12 protein-coding genes are annotated in these 19,062 nt (G+C 43.4%); 3 read left to right on the top strand and 9 right to left on the bottom strand.

From position 1 onward, the window contains the following. Positions 1 to 254: 254 nt before the first annotated feature. The 6 genes from ahr to recG all read right to left on the bottom strand — a co-directional run bounded on the left by ahr (position 255) and on the right by recG (position 10,632). Positions 255 to 1,256 carry an NADPH-dependent aldehyde reductase Ahr gene (ahr, locus tag ACTXGF_RS14290; protein ID WP_443535046.1) on the bottom strand — a complete coding sequence of 334 codons (1,002 nt, stop codon included), beginning with the start codon at positions 1,254 to 1,256 and terminating at the stop codon, positions 255 to 257. 279 nt (positions 1,257 to 1,535) lie between these two features. Beyond that, entirely contained in the window at positions 1,536 to 2,471 is a 936-nt protein-coding gene (locus ACTXGF_RS14285) for a DMT family transporter (protein ID WP_443535048.1), read from the bottom strand. A gap of 89 nt (positions 2,472 to 2,560) precedes the next feature. Beyond that, entirely contained in the window at positions 2,561 to 3,271 is a 711-nt protein-coding gene (locus tag ACTXGF_RS14280; protein WP_443535050.1) for a helix-turn-helix domain-containing protein, read from the bottom strand. A gap of 84 nt (positions 3,272 to 3,355) precedes the next feature. Further along, the gene (locus ACTXGF_RS14275; protein ID WP_443535052.1) at positions 3,356 to 6,445 is read right to left on the bottom strand and encodes an efflux RND transporter permease subunit; all 3,090 of its coding nucleotides are present in this window, start codon (positions 6,443 to 6,445) and stop codon (positions 3,356 to 3,358) included. Beyond that, positions 6,442 to 7,734, bottom strand: coding sequence for an efflux RND transporter periplasmic adaptor subunit (locus tag ACTXGF_RS14270; RefSeq protein ID WP_443535054.1), 1,293 nt, complete (start codon positions 7,732 to 7,734; stop codon positions 6,442 to 6,444). The genes ACTXGF_RS14275 and ACTXGF_RS14270 overlap by 4 nt, the downstream gene beginning before the upstream one ends. Positions 7,735 to 8,280: 546 nt before the next feature. Continuing rightward, entirely contained in the window at positions 8,281 to 10,632 is a 2,352-nt protein-coding gene (recG, locus tag ACTXGF_RS14265; protein WP_443535056.1) for an ATP-dependent DNA helicase RecG, read from the bottom strand. A 279-nt stretch (positions 10,633 to 10,911) separates the two neighbouring features. Between recG and ACTXGF_RS14260 the strand changes: the two genes are divergently transcribed. Next, a complete protein-coding gene (locus tag ACTXGF_RS14260; RefSeq protein ID WP_443535058.1) occupies positions 10,912 to 11,916 on the top strand; it encodes a patatin-like phospholipase family protein in 1,005 nt (334 codons plus the stop codon). A gap of 175 nt (positions 11,917 to 12,091) precedes the next feature. Here the strand turns inward: ACTXGF_RS14260 and ACTXGF_RS14255 are convergent, their stop codons facing one another. Beyond that, complete coding sequence (locus ACTXGF_RS14255) at positions 12,092 to 12,679, bottom strand: hypothetical protein (protein WP_443535060.1); 588 nt, start codon at positions 12,677 to 12,679, stop codon at positions 12,092 to 12,094. Positions 12,680 to 13,077: 398 nt separating this feature from the next. Here ACTXGF_RS14255 and argA point away from each other — a divergent pair, with 398 nt between their 5' ends. Continuing rightward, complete coding sequence (gene argA / locus ACTXGF_RS14250; protein ID WP_057762129.1) at positions 13,078 to 14,400, top strand: amino-acid N-acetyltransferase; 1,323 nt, start codon at positions 13,078 to 13,080, stop codon at positions 14,398 to 14,400. 140 nt (positions 14,401 to 14,540) lie between these two features. On the opposite strand, the gene ACTXGF_RS14245 is transcribed toward argA, so the two are convergent. Beyond that, complete coding sequence (locus ACTXGF_RS14245) at positions 14,541 to 15,272, bottom strand: FKBP-type peptidyl-prolyl cis-trans isomerase (protein ID WP_057762133.1); 732 nt, start codon at positions 15,270 to 15,272, stop codon at positions 14,541 to 14,543. 456 nt (positions 15,273 to 15,728) lie between these two features. Between ACTXGF_RS14245 and ACTXGF_RS14240 the strand changes: the two genes are divergently transcribed. Continuing rightward, the gene (locus tag ACTXGF_RS14240) at positions 15,729 to 17,393 is read left to right on the top strand and encodes a mechanosensitive ion channel (RefSeq protein ID WP_443535063.1); all 1,665 of its coding nucleotides are present in this window, start codon (positions 15,729 to 15,731) and stop codon (positions 17,391 to 17,393) included. Positions 17,394 to 17,525: 132 nt separating this feature from the next. Here ACTXGF_RS14240 and ACTXGF_RS14235 read toward each other — a convergent pair whose 3' ends face one another. Next, positions 17,526 to 18,974, bottom strand: a complete 1,449-nt coding sequence (locus tag ACTXGF_RS14235) for a hypothetical protein (RefSeq protein ID WP_443535065.1) — start codon at positions 18,972 to 18,974, stop codon at positions 17,526 to 17,528. Positions 18,975 to 19,062 lie beyond the last annotated feature (88 nt).

Genomic DNA, 19,062 nt, shown 5'->3' with positions numbered 1-19,062 from the left:
TTGTGAACTCAATAGCAGGGGTTTTTTATAATTTTAAAACGACCTACTAGCAGTTTAGAAAAAATTAGTAAGAACTACATCAGTAAATGATCAAATAAAAATACTTAAACCCAGTTCCAAATAATCCGCATATTTTAAAAACTGATGAAAAGTAGAATTACAATACAAAAGAATAGTGACACTCTATCTATTAATTGGAGTATCACTACTATTGTGCTTATTTAGTGGCTACATTTAGTCGCCTATAGAGACGTTTAGTCTCTCTCTAGCACCACTCTATAACGAGCATTACCACTCTCTAATCGCTCAAACGCTTCATTAATCTCAGACATTTTGTATGTTTCAGTGACTGGCTGAATATTATGTCGCGCAGCAAAATCTAACATTTTACGCAGCGTCGCTGGTGAGCCAACTGGCGAGCCTGATAGACTGTTCTGAGCCATAATCATTGGCGCAGCCGATATCTCTAGTGGCGCTTCTAACAGTCCAACAAAATGCAGCTTACCTTTTGGTCTTAGCGTCTTGATCACGACATCCCAGTTCATATCAACGTTCACTGTTGAAATGATTAGATCAAAAGAACCTGCAGCTTTTTCAATTTCGCTATCGTCTCTTGAGTTTAGTGAATGGTGAGCGCCCATCTCTTTTGCTTCTTCCATTTTTGATTCACTGGTAAATGCCGTCACTTCACAGCCCCACGCATTGGCAAACTGCAATGCCAAATGACCCAAACCACCAATGCCAATTACAGCCACTCTAGAAGTTGGTTTGATTTCATACTGCATAAGTGGGTTAAACACTGTGACACCGCCACATAACAGTGGTCCTACCGCGTTAAAATCAAGCCCTTCAGGTATCTTGATGACGCTAGTATCTTTTGCGCGTACTTTATCTGCAAAGCCGCCATGATTACCAATGATAGTACCTTCTTGCTCAGGGCATAGGTTGTGGTCTCCATCGATGCATAGATCGCAGACGTTACAGTATCCTTTATGCCAGCCAAGTCCGACTTTATCGCCCAACTCTAAATGCTTGACGTGCTTGCCTTTATTGAGGACTTTACCTGCAACCTCATGACCACCGACAAACGGATATTGAGTCATACCCCATTCGTTTTGCCACATCGATAAATCACTATGGCAGATGCCGCAGCTATGTACTTCGATTTCTACTTCGTGATCGCCTAAAGCACCTGGGTCATATTCATAAGGCTCAAACTTGCCACCTTTCTCTTTTGCTGCATATGCGTTAATCATAGTTATTCCTTATTTTTTAGTTCTTTAGGGATTAGTTTGTAGAGATTGGTTTATCGTTCTAGTATCTATTAATATGTTAGTAAAATTAAAATAGTGCTGTAAGAGATAAACAATTTCTTCAATTAATTTGATTGGACAGACTATAGCAAAGACTGGCCCAACTAATCCATTCAACTTACCAGTTTTAGACTAACGTCATACAAAGAGTCATACTTAATAGGCAGTCACTCATCAAAAATACTGCTCGTTATCAGCAATATTGTTTTGCTAATTGTTTGATTACTTATATAGTGCACGTCTTCTTCGATAACCTGTCAGTTTTGGCGTCTTTATTACTTGCAGTAAGAGACAGATTATCATGAGTGACATGCCTAGCCAGCCGATAGGAGAGAATGTTTCACCGATTATAATGATAGCCAATATAGTGGCCACAATAGGTTCTAGTAACGTGATAAGCGTCGCTTTGCTCGCCTCAATTACTCTCAACGCTTGACCAAAAAGTAAATAACCAAAGAACATCGGCGCAATTGCCAGATATAGGGCAACGCTTATATGTTTTGCATCTAAAAACAGGTTTTCCCCTGTTAATAATAATGATGGCAACAATAAAATCGCCGACAGACCAAACATACTTGCCATCGCTGATTTCGAGTTTACCCCGTTCTCTATCATCTGACGTGCTGTCCATGAGTATGTGGCATAGGTCAATCCTGCAACTAACCCTAACAGCACGCCTAGTATTCGATTATTTGCTTGTGCGTTTATATCCAAATATTGGGTTTTCCCTAAAGTCAGCAAAATAACGCCAACCACACCAAATATAAAACTTACCACCCATCGACTAGTGACTCTTTTATTGCTAATCAGACGCTCCATGATAATAGTGAAAAATGGCGCGCTAGCAATTGAGATCACTGTACCAATAGCGACACCTGCCAATCTCATAGAGGAATAAAAAGCTAAAGGATAGATAGCAACGCATAGGCTACCGATGAATAAGAGACTGGGTTTAGAAAGTAGTTTCTGTCTATCGCTTAATAAATTATTCTTAGCATTCAATACTAGCAATACACCGCCTACCCCCATGGAAAATGCACCAACGGTTAATGGACTAACGTCAGGTATAAAAGCCGAGGCTGTACCTGTCGTTCCCCAAAGGATACTGGCAGCTATCACACATAAAATAGCACTTAGACTAGATTTATTCTGCAGCATAGTAGCTACTTCTAACGTTATAATGAATAACATTATTATAGAGAATTACAGAATATAATTTTTGCAGATTAGACGGTTTGCATGTCTGGTTAGACGTGTTTTAATTTGGAAGGGGCAATACCGAAATATTTAGAAAAGCGGCGGCTAAAAGCACTAACATCCGTGTAACCAACCAATTCGGCTATGATAGCGATAGGTGAATCAGTATGTAGTAACAAAGCTTGCGCCTTTTGCATTCTGATCCTTGTGATGTATTCAGTGACGGTTTGGCTTGTTTGCGATTTGAAGTTCTTTTTAAACTGTGTGGCACTGAGGCAAGAGATATCCGCCAATACTTCAACAGAAAGGTTGTTAGAAAAATTGTGGTGAATATATGCTACGACTTCTCTAATTCGAGCGTCGTATTGCACAAATAGATTTTGTTGTTCTAGAATTTTATAAAAGGTATCAAACATCAGTCTCTCGACTTCAGGATTGATTTGATACCTTAACTGACTTTCTGAAAACTCCAAAAATGCCAACAATGGCGAACTGATAGAAAAGACAATTTGTGATGAATGAAGCACATCTTCTGGCAATAAATCTGTATCCACAACGATAAACTTTGCATTCTCCTCAGCGCTGAAATAGTGCTTTTCATTTGCCTTGACCACAACACATTCGCTCGGGATAACTTTTCCAGTATAGCTCCCAACTTCAATATTGATTGCACCTCGCAAAGGCAAAACAATCTGATGAAAGTCATGAGAATGTCCTCTAGTCTGACGAGTGTATGACCTAATTGAGAGCGTGTTAATCATACAGCGTTTTCCAGATTGCTATTATTGTGTCGTGTCTTGGCCAACTGTTTGGTTAGCTATTTGGCTCTCTATGAGAAGTGACTATTAGAGGTCACTAGGCTTACCATGTGGAGCCAGCCATTTAGCAAACCATCCAGATAAATCATCCATCAAGGTATAGACGACAGGAATGACAACCAAGCTCAATAGCGTAGAAGTTACCAGACCACCCAACACCGCTGCTGCCATCGGTCGCCTAAAAGTAGGATCTGCATCGCCCCAACCAAATACCAATGGCAACATACCTGCACCCATCGCAATGGTCGTCATGATAATAGGCCGTGCACGCTTGCGGCATGCATCTACGATAGCTTCAAAGCGTGCCAGACCTCGGCGCTGGGCAATCAACGCGTAATCGACCAGCAGGATTGAGTTTTTGGTCGCAATACCCATGAGCATAATAAAACCAATCATCGAAGGCATCGATAAGCTGCTATTAGTAATAACCAAGCCAACAAAGGCACCACCAATAGATAATGGCAACGCCATCAAAATAGTAAAAGGCTGCAATAAACGCCCAAACAGTAAAATCAGTACGCCTAAAATACAAACCACACCGACTGACATCGCAATGATAAAGCCACTAAAAAGGTCTGCCATGTTTTCAGCTTGGCCCTGATCGATGATGGTAATCGAAGGCGGCAGTTGCTGCATGGTCGGCACTGCTTTGACCGCTTGTACCAAATCGCCAAGCTCGCCACTCGCAGGTTGTACCGTGATACTAATGGCACGCTCTCGATCCAGTCTACTAATCTGCGCAGGCCCAGTGCCAAAGTCTAGCGTAGCTACCTCACCGACGCGCACGCCTTGACCAGCAGGCATAGTACTCGGCACGTACAAACCTTCTAGTTGGCTAACATTTTGCTTAGCTACATCTGGTAGACGTACCACGATTGGTACTTGGCGCGTATCAAGATTGAGCTTGGACAATTGCTGCTCGTAGTCGCCTACAGTCGCCACACGTAGGGTCGTAGCGATATCTTGCGTAGTCACCCCTTTGTCAGCCATTGCCAATCTATCTGGCGTTACCGTTAGCTCTTGGCGTGGTAGACTGCGATCACTCGTCACAGCGCCTGCACTTGGTAGCCCTCGAATCTCAGACATGATTTTTTGTGCAGTTTGTTCAAGCAATTGCGGATTGGTACTGGTTAATGAAAAGTTATAGCCACTCTCACCACCACTCGATAGACCGACAGTAAACCGTGCTCCTGGCACTTCTGTCATTAGCTTACTAATTTTGCGCTCTATCTCTTGCTTGGTGCCTCGTTCTGCACGCGGAGCAAGCACGATATCCAAACCGGCAATGTTTTCAGCCTTACCGCCGCCACCATCTGACGCACCCATCGACGCCTGCGCCTCTCCCACTGAGGTAAAGATATTGGTCACCTCAGGCATGGCCAAGATACGTGCACTTGCTAACGCCGCCACGCGCTCAGTATCTGCCAATGACACGTCAGGTGTCAGCTCAATAGCCACTCGCGTTTGATCGATATCATTATCAGGGATAAATGACGTGGGTAGCAGCTTAACCAGAGCTAATGAGGCTACAAATAAAACAAGTGTTGCACCCATGGTTATCCAGCGATGATGTAGAGTCCAAGACACAATCTTAAGATAGTATTTCATCATCGCGCTTTGTTTTTCGACGTGCTTTTTCTCAGGTCGCAAGATATAAGCTGCCATCATAGGGGTAATCAGGCGCGCTACCATCAGCGAGGCAAAAATTGATAAGGCAGCCGTCCAACCAAACTGACGGAAAAACTGTCCAACGATACCGCCCATAAAGGCCGTTGGTAAAAACACCGCAATCAAAGTAAAAGTGGTGGCGACAACGGCGAGACCGATTTCATCAGCGGCTTCCATCGCCGCTTCATAGGGCGTCTTACCCATGCGTAGATGGCGTATGATGTTTTCGACCTCAACGATTGCATCATCGACCAGCACCCCAATGACCAATGATAATGCCAGTAGCGAGATGATATTAAGACTAAAGCCAAACAGATACATACCCAAAAAGGTTGGAATCACTGATAACGGCAAAGCGACCGCGGCAACGATAGTCGCTCGAATATTGCGCAAAAACAGGAAGACTACCACTACAGCCAACAGCCCACCTTCGATGAGCATTCTCAATGAGGCTTCATAATCTTCTGCAATGGGTGTCGCTCGGTCATAGACTTTCTCAATACTGATATTACCGACATCAGCGGTCAGCTTAGCAAGCTCCTCATCAACCAGCTCCATCACATCGACTTCACTGGCACCGCGCGAGCGAGTGATGTTAAATGCCACTACGGTTTGTCCGTCTAGCTTGGCAATCGAGCTTGGATCTGCTGCGCCGTCAGTGATTTCTGCCATCCGACCTAAAGCCTGTGCACCCCCTGTAGGGACAGCCACTTGCAAGTCGTTTAGCTCATTTGCTCGCTCAACGGCACCGAGAACACGGATGGTCTGAGTCGTATTGCCAACTTCCGCTTCCCCGCCAGAACTGTCTTGTTGGATACCAGCGATTTGCTGCGATAATTGCGAAATAGAAAACTTTAGACCACTTAACGCAATCGGGTCGGCAGCAACCGTGATTTCACGCTGCAACCCGCCAACACGGCTCACGGTACTAACGCCTGGTATATCAGATAGCCGCTTAGTAACGGTATCATCAACAAACCAAGATAAATCCTCCACGCTCATATTTTCAGCAGCGACAGAGTACGTAACCACTGGAAACCCAGCAGTAGATACTTTGGTAATAATAGGATCGTTAGCTGCAGCTGGCAGATCACCACGTACTTCGCCGACTGCTGACCGCACATCGTCTACCGCTTCTTGAATGTCTTTTTCTAAGGTAAATTCAGTGGCAATAGTCGCCGCACCCGTTTGTAGCGTGGTGCGAATATGACTCACGCCTTCGATACTGGTCAGTTTGTTTTCAATCTTTTTGGCGATATCGTTTTCAAGCTGTGAAGGCGCAGCACCCGGTAGCGTGACCGTGACTACCACCGCTGGCAAATCTATGTCCGGAAACTGCTGGACTTTCATTTTCATGAAACCGTAAATGCCGCCCAACGTCAGCAGTACAAACAGCAAGATAGCAACGAGCGGGTTCTTTATCGAATAAGCGGAGACGTTTAAGCTCATGGTTGTGCCTGCACTGGCTTACTGGTTTGAGTTACACCATTAACAACACGCACTAGGTCACCGTCATTTAAGAAGCTACCGCCCTGTTTTACGATACGACTGTCACTTGGCAAGGGCTCTAACACTGCTACGCTCTCACCCAATCGCTCACCCAATGTCACTCGCTGCTGCTTGATACGTCCCATCGACCGATCATCTCGAGTAGTCGATTCGGTAACGAGCATCACATAATCATAACCATCATTACTGACTACTGCGCTATTAGGAATCGTTTGCGTACTGGTACTTCCTAATAGGAATTCGCCTGTTTGATACATGCCTGCACGTATCTTTGAGTTGGCAGCTAGGCTAGCATAAATCGTAATTTGACGGTTGTTGTCTGCGGTTGGTGCGATGCGGTTTACTTGCCCCATCACTGTATCACCACCCGGCAGACTGACTTGTACAGGCGTACCGACATTTATATCACCGACAAGCTTAGGATCTATATCTGCTCGCCATTCCAAAACCCCGCCTTTGATAATCGTAAATAGTGGATCCCCGCCTGCCACTTGACCGACTTCTACCAATTTTTCACTGATAATGCCGCTGACAGGAGCGACGACTTTTGCGTTCTCTAATGTCAAACGCTGATTGCTCAAACGGGCTTTGGATGCTTGCAAAGAAGCTCTGGCACGGACTTCCGAGGTACGGTAGCGATCGGCCTCTTGTTTGCTGATGGCATCGATATCGATCAATGGCAGCACACGTGCAGCGTCAGCGCTGGCATTGGCAAGGGTGGCTTCCGCTTCTGCGACATCTGCTTGCGCCTGTAGCACTTGCTGTTCCATAGCATCGGTATCGAACACGGCTAAGACTTGACCTGCTCTGACGCGGTCGCCTTCTTCGACCAAGATACGCTCAATAGCCACACCATTGACTTTTGCACTGACGTTCGCAGTGTCTTTAGCATTGATGGTTCCATCGGCACTGAGCGTGCTACCGATATCATCTTGGCTTGGACTGACTGTTTCTACTGAGAGTACTGATTGCTCAATACTGGCATCACTACCAGTTACCTGATCGTTTGCGACAGAATTAGAAGTTGCTGACTCATCTGTAGCTGCATTACTATCATTGCCCCAATATTTGCCAAGCAGCACCCCAATAACTAGAACGGCTGCCAATACGGGCCATAACCATATTGGTGGTTTCGCAGATGGCCTTTGAGATAAAGTGTCAGGTTGACGATATGGCGGCAACTCAGCTTCAGCTGACGGCTTAGAATGGGTTTCTTCAAAATCGCTCATGATAACTCTCTGTAGGTACAGTCAATATTGAAATACTCGATATAGAATGACTAAAAATATCAATCATTCACAGCAATAATAAAAAGTGGCACGCAATCGAAGCAATGTTTGGATAGCCTGATATAGGGCTATGAGCGTTACTTACAGAGAGTATTACGATGTTCTCTAAAGCACTGTTTATTATTATAATAGTCCATCAAATTATCGAGAATAGCATATATTTAGTCATCATCTTATTTTTATATATAGCGTCTAGCGTTCATAAACTTAATTGAAACTTAGATCGAATACATATGCAATATTCAAGGCATATCGACCTATTTAAAGAAATAAGATCGCGTATAGCCAGTCGCTGAATATCCGATGTATTCAGTGACTGGCTATGGATGGAGTGTTGTCTATAAAAGAATTTTAACGTTGTGGCCATACTGTTTGATTATATCCAGAGCTAGGTTCAATGACGCACTGAACCCACTTGCCGATACCGATACTAAGCACTAAGCATTGATTACTAGACACTGGGTACTAAACACTGTTTACTAGGCACTAGGCATTGGTATAGCGACTTGCTTCAGGCATCCAGCGATGAATCAATTGACTAACATCTGCTTTTCGCGCAGGGTCTGCTATCAAATGCTTCGCTAACCGCTGAGCAATGGCAAATAATTGCTCATCACGGATCAGATCAGCCAGATAGTAACCAACGTTACCCGTTTGACGTTTGCCTAGCAGCTCTCCTGGCCCACGTAGCTCTAAGTCTTTTTGAGCAATGACAAATCCATCAGTACTATCGCGTAGGACATTTAGTCGCTCTGTGCCAGTCTCTGATAGCGGCTTTTGATACAACAGTACACAGAAGCTTTTGGTCGAGCCACGTCCCACTCGCCCGCGCAGCTGATGCAATTGTGATAGTCCCAAACGCTCCGCATTTTCGATAACCATGAGCGAGGCATTAGGCACATCGACTCCTACCTCGATGACAGTTGTCGCAATCAGTAAGTCCAAACTACCTGCTTTGAACTCCTGCATAATGGCTTGCTTATCAGCAGACTTCATCTTGCCATGTACCAGTCCAATACGAATATCTAGACGTTCATTTAAGTCCTCATAAGTGGCTTCAGCTGCCTGCGCATCTAAGACACTAGACGCCTCTACCAATGAGCATACCCAATATGCTTGCCTGCCCGCTTCGCAATTAATCGCAATACGTTTTATGACTTCATCGCGTCGATTGCGATCGATGGTTACCGTCGTAATTGGCGTACGCCCCGGTGGCAATTCATCAATGATTGAGGTATCCATATCGCCATAGACGCTCATCGCTAAGGTTCTTGGAATCGGTGTTGCAGTCATGATTAGCTGGTGAGGTGTGCTATTAGCCACGCCTTTATTGGTCAATGCCATACGCTGCTCAACACCGAATCGATGCTGCTCATCAATGATAACTAAGCCTAATTTAGCGAACTGAACTTGCTCTTGAAACAATGCATGAGTACCGACCACCACTTGCACGGTATTTTCTGCGACTGCTTCCAATGCTTCGCGGCGCTGTTTGGCCGTTTGCTTACCTGCGAGCCAACCGACACCAATGCCTAATGGCTCAAACCATTGCTTAAAATTCAGTAGATGCTGCTCTGCTAAAATCTCAGTCGGTGCCATTACCGCGACCTGCCAGCCACTATCGAGCGCATAACCCGCTGCCCCTGCTGCCACCAACGTCTTGCCAGCACCCACATCTCCCTGTACCAGTCGTAGCATCGGAATTGACGTTGCCATATCAGCAGTGACGTCTTTCATCACTCTCTTTTGCGCACCTGTTAGATCAAAAGGCAATGCAGAAAACAGCTTGTCAGCAAGAGGACTGTTGGTAGTGCATTTGGGCGCTTTATGCTGATGTAACTGTTGGCGACGATATAGCAGACTGAGCTGATGCGCAGTCAACTCTTCAATAATCAAGCGCTGGCAGGCGGCATGCGTACGGGCACTGAGTTGAGTGAATAGTTTGTATTGCTGAGACGCGCTGGTATAAGTAGGCGGCGTATGCAGCAGTACCAATGCTTCAAATATCGTTAAATTATAGACATTGTGCTGAGCAATACTGGCAGCGACGTTATGTATGTCATTATCTGCCTGATAGGTAGAAGGACTGGGCTTATATACGCTATTGCCAATCGCATTATCAGGCACACTGCGTGCTAACGTCGAAAAAATATCTTCGGTATATTCGGCCTCTGACACCGCTGATTTAGATGGCTCAAAAGGCACTAATGGTAAATCGGATACAACTGCAAAATCTTCAGCCGTAAACAATGTCATGGGCAGACCTTGGCTTCGAACTGTTTGCAATGCTAGCTTAATTAAAGTGCGCAGCTTGTTTTGATGTAAGCCTTTGACAGTAGGATAAATAGGCTGCAATCCCGTATCGGTCATGACTGTATTATCAGTGATAATTTGATATTCAGGATGATGTATCTGCTTACCGTAGCGGCTGACTTTGACCTCACCAAATAGCTGTAAGCGCGTTCCCAAATTCATGGTCTGTACCAGACCACGATAGACCTTAAAAAACCGTAACGATATCGTACCCGTATCATCGTCCACCGTCACAGTCATCCCACTGCGCTTAGTATCGACATGGACGATATGACCGGTAATTAGCGCTGACTGTCCATGCTCTACATCGGCGATTGATACCAGTCGACTACGATCCTCATAATCACGAGGCAAATGTAATAGCAAATCGAATATCCGCTTGATATTCAATTGCGCCAACTGCTCTGCGACTTTTACCCCTACACCTGCTAGTGCAGATACTGGCATATCTAGTGCTGATAGCGGTATGTCAGATCTAAAGTGATCTGACGAGTTGGCTGAGGCATGACTCTCCGATATTGGCATTAAAGATCCTAACAATATTATTTTTAATTTTCGTATGCTAAATCGAGCATTTTTAATAGGCTGTACATGATGACTTGTACCACAGAGTAGCGATAACGATAGTACATATAAAAATTCGACTCATTTCATTATAGCTGACAATACAATTGCTTATGCTAGGCTATTTAGTAAAATAGCATCTATACAGTCCATCTACTATAGACAAACCGCTTCTTCTCATCATACCAATAACTGATGTCTAATTTTTTGAATTCTGGCAATTTCATAAGGTGTTTTTCTATGCTTATTTCTATTTTGCCTCGTCAGTTTCGTCACAACCTAATTCGTCATAATCTAAAGCTACTGAGGTTGAGCTTAATAACCGTTCTCGGTTTGTATATTAGTGCCTGTAGCACATTACCATCGACTATTCCTGCCACACCAGAGCCTGTTATTAAGACTCCTACTGTCGCACTGGTATTGGGTGGTGGCGGTGCGAAAGGGTTTGCCCATGTGGGTGTCATTAAGGCGCTAGAAGAAAACGGTATCAAACCAACATTGGTGGTCGGGACGAGTGTGGGTAGCTTGATTGGTAGCTTATACGCCAGTGGTTACACGCCTGCACAGCTTGAGCAATTGGCATTGACCACTACTGATAGCCAGCTCACAGACTTTACCTTGTCCAATCAAGGTTTTATCGAAGGTATTAAGTTAAAAAACTTTATTAATAGCAAAGTGAATGCGCGAGTCATAGAGGATTTCCCCATTGCTTTTGCAGCAATCGCAGCAGAAAAACACACTCTGAAGAAAACAGTCTTTACCACTGGCGATGCTGGGCTTGCCGTGCAAGCGTCCTGTAGCGTGCCTAATATTTTTATTGCCCCGCGCATTCCTGAAAAGGTCGGTAAAAAATATATCGATGGCGGTGTGGTCAGTTTAGTACCCGTAGATAGCGCCTATGACTTGGGTGCTGATATTGTCATTGCTGTAGATGTGACGGGATCTCAAGGCAGTGATAGTACTAATAATCAAATACCGACTATGAACTCATTGAGTGACTTTTGGGGCTTTCTAGAAACCAATATTCTAGCTACCAACCTGACTGCTAATCGCTCCGCATCAAACCAGAGCGAACGAGATCGAGCGGATATTGTTATTACTCCCAATGTCGGTCGTAACAGTTCAATAGATACTAGGCAGCGGCGCAGTCTAATACAAGCAGGTGCTCAAGCTACAACGCCGCAAATCAATGCAATTAAACAACTTATCCAAGAGAAATCTAATAGCAAATATGCCACGCTATAATTAAGTATTATTAATTACTTATCAGTAAAATTATCAAACGCCCTAACACATCATAAAAAAAGCACCGCAGCTATAAACTGTGGTGCTTTTTTATTAGTAGCTTTCAGTACTAAATGGATAGTTTTCGGTGCTAATTGTATCAATGCTAGCTAAATTCTAATCCAAACATTCAGGACTATTTAACGCGCGCGCGATATTTTACAGCGACGGTATCATTTAGACCTACGCCTTCTAGGTCCCAACGTACCGCTTTATAGTACTTAAGCGCGACGTCTTGCAATTGATTATCTACCTTGGTACGTAATGGCATACGAGCAAAATTACTGCCATCTACACTGCCATATGGGAATTCAGGAGCAACCGTTTTTAATAGTTCTACTTGCTCTGGAATACTCATCGTAACGGTCATTTTACGTACGCGATCTGCATTAGTATTGGTAAAGTATCCTTGATACTCCAATACATTACCTGACTGCAAGCGAGTATTGGTATCTACAGGGACAAGCACTTCTTGACCATTAGCATCAACGCTGACCAGTGACGCTGTGATTCTACTATTAACGGCCTGAGCACTTGAGTTGCTGCTCTTGTTGGCATTTGCTTGAATAGCCATCGAGCTATCAACCGCTTGCTCCGGTGTTGGCAGCATCGCTGAGGCTTGTGTAACGACCATTGCACCGATGAGCGTACCGGCAACAACGTGAAATAAGCGGTGGCCGCTCCAAGCACTGAACGGGCTAGCAAACTGGTTACTTTTTTTCATGATTTTCATTATCCCTGGTTGATATATCGGTAAAACACAGATGGTGCAACTTAAGTTATTTTTATAATTTGTTCAACAGATAAAAAGCATTACGATGTACATAAGATATCGCTGTGAAATAGTTCATGCAATCTATCAAACACACGAACTCACTTATATAACCTGATTATCTTCGCTCAGCATCTGTAAAGCAATAGCGCTTAGCATAACAAAAAGCATTTGTGCGTACATTAACCCAGTGTTGAGGTTGTGTATATCAGCGATTGGCAATCAGAATGCTTGAATACAGCTGAAATAAAAGATAGCTCATAACCGCGTTTTTTGCTATGGTAAATCTTTAGCGTTAGGCATTTTTTTGCTGCGCCCCTTTTCTTATTCTAACGACTACTGCTCCCATTATGACTACTAGCTCCATGCCCCAGATCAACCCTGAATACGTCCATTGGTTCCGTAACTCTGCACCCTACATTAATACCCATCGCGGCAAAACTTTCGTGATCATGTTTGGTGGTGAAGCGGTCAATCATGCGAACTTCAGCACACTTATTCATGATTTTGCCTTGTTGCATAGCTTGGGTATCAAGCTAGTACTGGTACACGGGGCACGACCGCAAATCGAGAAGAACTTAAAAGACGCTAACATTGAATCGCCGCTACACCAAGACATCCGTATTACGCCACGTGCAGCGATGCCATCTATCTTACAAGCCGTTGGTGCCATTCGTTTACAGATTGAAGCTCAGCTATCAATGGGGCTGGCCAACTCTCCGATGTATGGTTCGCGTATCGATGCGATTTCAGGTAATTTCGTGACAGCGCGCCCATACGGTATCCGTGAAGGTATTGATTATCAAATGACGGGTGAAGTGCGTTCTATCGATGTGGAAGCCATCAAAAATAACCTACTTCATGACCATATCGTTGTACTAGGCTCGATGGGCTACTCTGCAACTGGCGAAGTATTTAACTTGTTGGCGGAAGATGTTGCCCTAAGCGCTGCCGTAGCACTGGGTGCTGACAAGCTTATATTCTTAGGTGAAGAAGCGGGTATCAACGACGATGATCGTTTATTACGTGAAATGATTCCAAACGAAGTTGATCGCTTCTTACGTGACCGTGATTTAAATTGCGAAATCAATTATTTCTTGAACTGTGCAAGTTTGGCCTGTCGTCAAGGTGTGCATCGCACGCATATTATCTCGTATGCCAAAAACGGCGCATTACTAGAAGAACTATTCACACGTGATGGTTCTGGCACGCTGATTAGCCATGATCCTTATGAAGAAATTCGCCGTGCCAATATCGATGACGTAGTCGGACTTATTGAGCTGCTGTCACCTCTAGAAGAGCAAGGTATCTTGGTCAGTCGTTCGCGCGAGCGCTTGGAGCAAGAGATTGATAATTATAGTGTGATTGAGCGTGATGGTATGATTTTGGGCTGTGCAGCATTGCATACGCTAGATTCAGAGTCAGCAGAAGTCGCCTGTGTTGCCGTACGTCCTGAGTATCGTAGTGGTAGCCGCGGTGCAGATTTACTAGCGTTTCTAGAACAGCAAGCGCGCAGTCATGGTTTGTATAAGCTTTTTGTTTTGACTACTCGTACCGCGCATTGGTTCGTTGAGCAAGGCTTCGCTGAAGTTGAAGCCAGCGCTTTACCTGAAGCACGTTTAGAGAAATACCATAATGGCCGTAACTCTAAAGTCTTTCAAAAGAATCTATAATTTATCGCCAACTTGATATTTGCTTTGTAAGCTCGATATCAATCTGAGGTAAAATATTAGTCGTAAAAAAGCCTTCATAATTATATGAAGGCTTTTTTGTAGGCTAAGCGCCTAAACTGAATAATTTTTGCTTTAGATACTTATTTTACTTTTAATAGCTCAACAGTAAAGATAAGCGTGCTGTTAGGCTCGATACCAGCGTTACCCGCTTCGCCATAAGCGATGTCTGATGGGATATAGAACTCGTATTTTCCGCCTTCTTTCATCAACTGTAGACCTTCAGTCCAGCCAGCGATTACTTGGTTTAGTGGGAACTCGATTGGCTCACCGCGCTCATAAGAGCTGTCAAATACTGTACCATCAAGCAATTTACCTTCGTAGTTCACTTCAACCACGTCAGTTGCTTTTGGTGATTTACCAGTACCTGCTTTGATAACTTTATACTGTAAACCAGACTCTGTTTGCTTCACGCCTTCTTTTTTAGCGTTTTCTGCTAAGAACGCAGTACCAGCGGCTTTATTTTCTGTCGCCTTAGTTTCCATGTCTTTAACAAACTGCTCTTCTTGCTCTTTTTGATAGTCCATCAATACTTGTTGCATTTGCTCTTGGGTCAATGCTGATTCATTGCCTTCGTAGCCATCACGGAAGCCTTTTTCAAAAGTATTTAGGTCTAAATCTTTGACAGCGTCTTTGTTGCCTTCTGCCATCATGAAGCCTAAGCTATAACCTACTTTTTCACTAGCTGAGCTTTGTTCAGTAATGGAAACGCTTTGAGCGGCTGTTTCTTGATTGCCATTGTTGGTGCTACAGCCTGTTACTAACAACATAGCGCTAGCAAGTGCACTAACGCCTAAAGTAGTGATTTTTTTCATAAAGTACTCTCTAATTGTAAGAATAGTGGCGAGATGTCACATTCCTCTATAATAACAAATCTTAGTTTTGGGAACCACGCTTTGCACGAAATTATCGGGTCAATGTATAGTCTATGTTAATATCTTCTATCATAATAACAAGTTATCACACAAATATAGTAACAGGTAAAGCTTTCTGTCTTTAAATCCATCAATACATCAGCTAAGCTGAATTAGTTAAGGAGATAAGTAACCGAGCGTTAATTTTTATCAAAAATAAGCAGATATCGATAGCGAAGTCACTGTAATATAAATAAGAGATACTGCTGATAATAATTTATGCTCAAAAACGATAATATCTCTATATAACTGATTCTAAAAATACTATTTATGACAACCATCTGTATGTCTTGCTCATTAATCGCTGTATGAACATTGTTTTTGGCGAGTTATATAAGATGCTTCAAGGAGGATAAGATGAACCCAATGTACACATCTTTTAACGGCTATCTCGGTGGACCTATCGGTTCCATCATTGGTGCTATTTTGATATTCGTTATTGGTTGGCTAGTAGCCCTTGGTATCGCAGCACTGGTACGCGGCGTACTCTCTAAAGTTAATCTCAATCAGCGTATGAACTCTTCAACTGGTAAGACCTACGACCTTGAAGGTATCATCTCCAAAATTGTTTTCTGGTTTATTTTCATCATTGCTATCTCAGGCGCACTTAGCCAATTAAACTTAAACTCTATCTCAGCACCATTCGCAAATATGGTTAATCAAGTATTGGCATTTATCCCTAATCTTATCGGCGCTATCGCACTTGGTGTGATCGGTTGGGTCGTGGCTACTGTTGCACGCACAGCGATCAACGCAGCTCTTGCGAAAACCTCTATGGATGAGCGTTTAAGTGCACAAGCTGGTGTAAAACCAATGAGCAGCACGATTGCTGATATGGTTTACTGGTTCATCTTATTGGTTGTATTGACCATGGTACTTGGTCAATTAGAGCTTGATGGTTTGTTTGCACCACTGACTAATATGGTCGACAAAATCTTTAGCTTCATCCCTAATATCTTGATTGCTGGTGTGGTCTTCGTCGTTGGTTATATCATTGCCAAAGTCGTACGCGGCATCGTTACCAACCTTGTTTCTACTTTTAATGTACAAGAATTGGCATCAAAAGCAGGTTTGAGTGAGCAAAACAGCTTACCTAACATTGCAGGTTCATTAGCATTTTTAGTGGTTATTATTCCAACCATTATTGCTGCTCTAAATGCACTAAAAATCGAAGTGATTGCTCGCCCTGCGACCAATATGCTTAACAAAATCATGGAAGCCTTGCCAAATATCTTTATGGCAGTCGCTATCCTAGTAGTAACTTTCTATGTTGTACGCATGGTTGCCAACATCATCAAAGGTTTGATTGAGAACACTCAAATCAATCAACTACCTGCGAAAGTTGGTTTACAAGAAACCATGGGTGATAAGAAAATCTCTGACCTAGTTGGTTATGCGATTATCTTCTTCGCTATGCTATTTGCCGCTATTGCAGCTGCTGACTTGTTAGGTTTCGAGCCTATCTCAGCTATTATTACGATGTTTATCGCATTCGGTGCAAATATCATCCTAGGCGCAATTATCCTATTCATCGGATTCTGGCTTGCCAATATCATTGCAGGCGTGGTTGAACGTTCTGAGCAAGGTTCACAATTCCTAGCAAACATCGTACGTGTATTAATCATGGGCCTAGTATTAGCAATGGGTCTAAAAGCAATGGGTATTGCCGATTCAATCGTTAATCTAGCATTTGGTTTAACACTAGGCGCGGTAGCCGTTGCCTTTGCTCTATCATTTGGTCTTGGTGGTCAAGAAGCTGCAGCTCGCTTCCTACGTAAAATGCAGGATAAGATGGATCATGAACGCACTGAAGCGAAGGCAAAGTCTGCGCTACAGCCAAGTTCATCAACTCAAGAAAAAGTTGCTGATTCAGTTCGTGAAAACACGCCCTCTACTGCTAGCACACCTACCACTGATTTACGTACCGATGTAGTTGATACACCACGTGTTGATACTAATGACATCTACAACAGTGATAACGTACTTCCTGGTAGCGGTCTCAATGAAGACCTCAATAAATAAGTATTTTTTGATTGTTTAGTTTAGATACGAAAAAGACAGCCTAGGCTGTCTTTTTTTATGTCAGTAATTACATTAATAAATCTGTGATTTTTATTGTCAAAGTTCATTCAAACAATTTCACGCTATAATTTACTACTTATCTTTACGTGCTGGAATCGTTAAGCTCATCTGTACTTGAGGCAATTTTTCTTTTTGCGCCTTTGTAGGTTTACCATCTTCCACGCTATTAGCAAGTGGTGTATTTTTCTTATCTAACTCTTGTTGTTTTAGCTTTTGCATTTGCTTAGTAAGTTGGCGCTCCCTTTGAGTCATCGCATCAACTGGCTGAATCCACAAATCAATATCGAAAAAATTCTCATTATTCTCAGTGATAAAGTCGATACCAAGCACAACTACATGATGTAGCTCAATAATCGGCAAACGTGTGGCAACGTCCTGTGCGATCTTTGCTAGCTTTGGTTGGACTGCGGCTTTACTATTGGGCCCTTTTGACTCTTGTCCATAAAACACCAGTACATAATGTCGTCCCAAACTTTCATAAGAATGTTGATGTACTACATAGCCATCTTTTTGCAGCGCTGCGCTCTGTTTAGGATGTCTATATAACGTACGGATAAGCTCGTGACGTGAAAACAAAGACTCATCTAGCAGTTGTTGTTGCCAGTGAGCGAGCGGTGTTTCTGTCTGTTCGTCGTTATTAGCTACGTGCTTTTTACCATGCGTATCTATCATCTGCATACTTAGCTGAGACCATATAGTGGCTGCTTGTATCATATGCTGATGGTACATCTGAGCAGTTGAACTTTGGTTCTTGTAGGCAAGCGTGATGGCGACCAATGCTGAGTTAGGTTTGTCTTGTACTTCATTTTTGATGAGCGCATTATCAACTACAATGGCAGGGGCAAATAAATCTGGACTTTGTAAGAAGCGCTCAACCAAAGCGTCTTCCGATTCAAAACTTGGAATATGGTTTACAGCCGACTGCTGTAGTTGCTCCAGATGATAAGCTAAGAAACGCCATAATTCACATGGGGTGCGTACTGCTGCTGCTATCGAGTACCAATCATCCCAGCTAAATACTTGTAGCTGCTGCATGCTTTCGCTCATGTCGACAACTAAGTCTTCTAAAAAGTAACGAACCCCAAAATTGTGTTTAAGCCGTTGTAGAGCACTGTTTGAATTATTTGCACTGTCACCGTTATCACCTTGATTAAGACTGCTACTTCCTCCGACAAGCTGAATGTCAAAGATCATAGCTTCATAACCAACTGAAGTATTGTCTTCATCTTGAGACGATAATGACTTGTACCATGTAAGTGCTGACTTGACCGCAGTCATACGCACAGACTCAATGTCAGCTGATTCTGTATCATAGGGTAAATACAGTGTCAGCTCCAACAGCTGTAGCTTGCCAAGTGGTAACTGATATTGATAGTGACGAGCGATGTACTGAGCATTGTATTCATGCTCAATCGTATGCATGCCTGCTAAAGTCACTGCCATAGCATCTGCTTGTAAATAACTGACTAGCTCGGTCGTCAGATAGCCCCAGTCGGGCATAGGAGTAATCGAATGGGACACAAGTTCCAACCTTTTATTATCGTATGGTGAATATCGCACATGCCAGCTCATGATAATAACAACATCATTATCGCGTATTACAAATATC

Origin of the sequence: Psychrobacter sp. 1Y6 (assembly GCF_052258385.2) — a bacterium.
Taxonomy (GTDB): Bacteria; Pseudomonadota; Gammaproteobacteria; order Pseudomonadales; family Moraxellaceae; genus Psychrobacter.
This window is presented reverse-complemented; position numbering and strand designations above follow the sequence as displayed.

Excerpts from the sequence above, each read along its gene's own strand:
- ahr (WP_443535046.1), bottom strand. The coding sequence starts at position 1,256 with ATGATTAACGCATATGCAGCAAAAGAGAAAGGTGGCAAGTTTGAGCCT.
- ACTXGF_RS14285 (WP_443535048.1), bottom strand. The coding sequence starts at position 2,471 with ATGCTGCAGAATAAATCTAGTCTAAGTGCTATTTTATGTGTGATAGCT.
- ACTXGF_RS14280 (WP_443535050.1), bottom strand. The coding sequence starts at position 3,271 with ATGATTAACACGCTCTCAATTAGGTCATACACTCGTCAGACTAGAGGA.
- ACTXGF_RS14275 (WP_443535052.1), bottom strand. The coding sequence starts at position 6,445 with ATGAGCTTAAACGTCTCCGCTTATTCGATAAAGAACCCGCTCGTTGCT.
- ACTXGF_RS14270 (WP_443535054.1), bottom strand. The coding sequence starts at position 7,734 with ATGAGCGATTTTGAAGAAACCCATTCTAAGCCGTCAGCTGAAGCTGAG.
- recG (WP_443535056.1), bottom strand. The coding sequence starts at position 10,632 with ATGCCAATATCGGAGAGTCATGCCTCAGCCAACTCGTCAGATCACTTT.
- ACTXGF_RS14260 (WP_443535058.1), top strand. The coding sequence starts at position 10,912 with ATGCTTATTTCTATTTTGCCTCGTCAGTTTCGTCACAACCTAATTCGT.
- ACTXGF_RS14255 (WP_443535060.1), bottom strand. The coding sequence starts at position 12,679 with ATGAAAAAAAGTAACCAGTTTGCTAGCCCGTTCAGTGCTTGGAGCGGC.
- argA (WP_057762129.1), top strand. The coding sequence starts at position 13,078 with ATGACTACTAGCTCCATGCCCCAGATCAACCCTGAATACGTCCATTGG.
- ACTXGF_RS14245 (WP_057762133.1), bottom strand. The coding sequence starts at position 15,272 with ATGAAAAAAATCACTACTTTAGGCGTTAGTGCACTTGCTAGCGCTATG.
- ACTXGF_RS14240 (WP_443535063.1), top strand. The coding sequence starts at position 15,729 with ATGAACCCAATGTACACATCTTTTAACGGCTATCTCGGTGGACCTATC.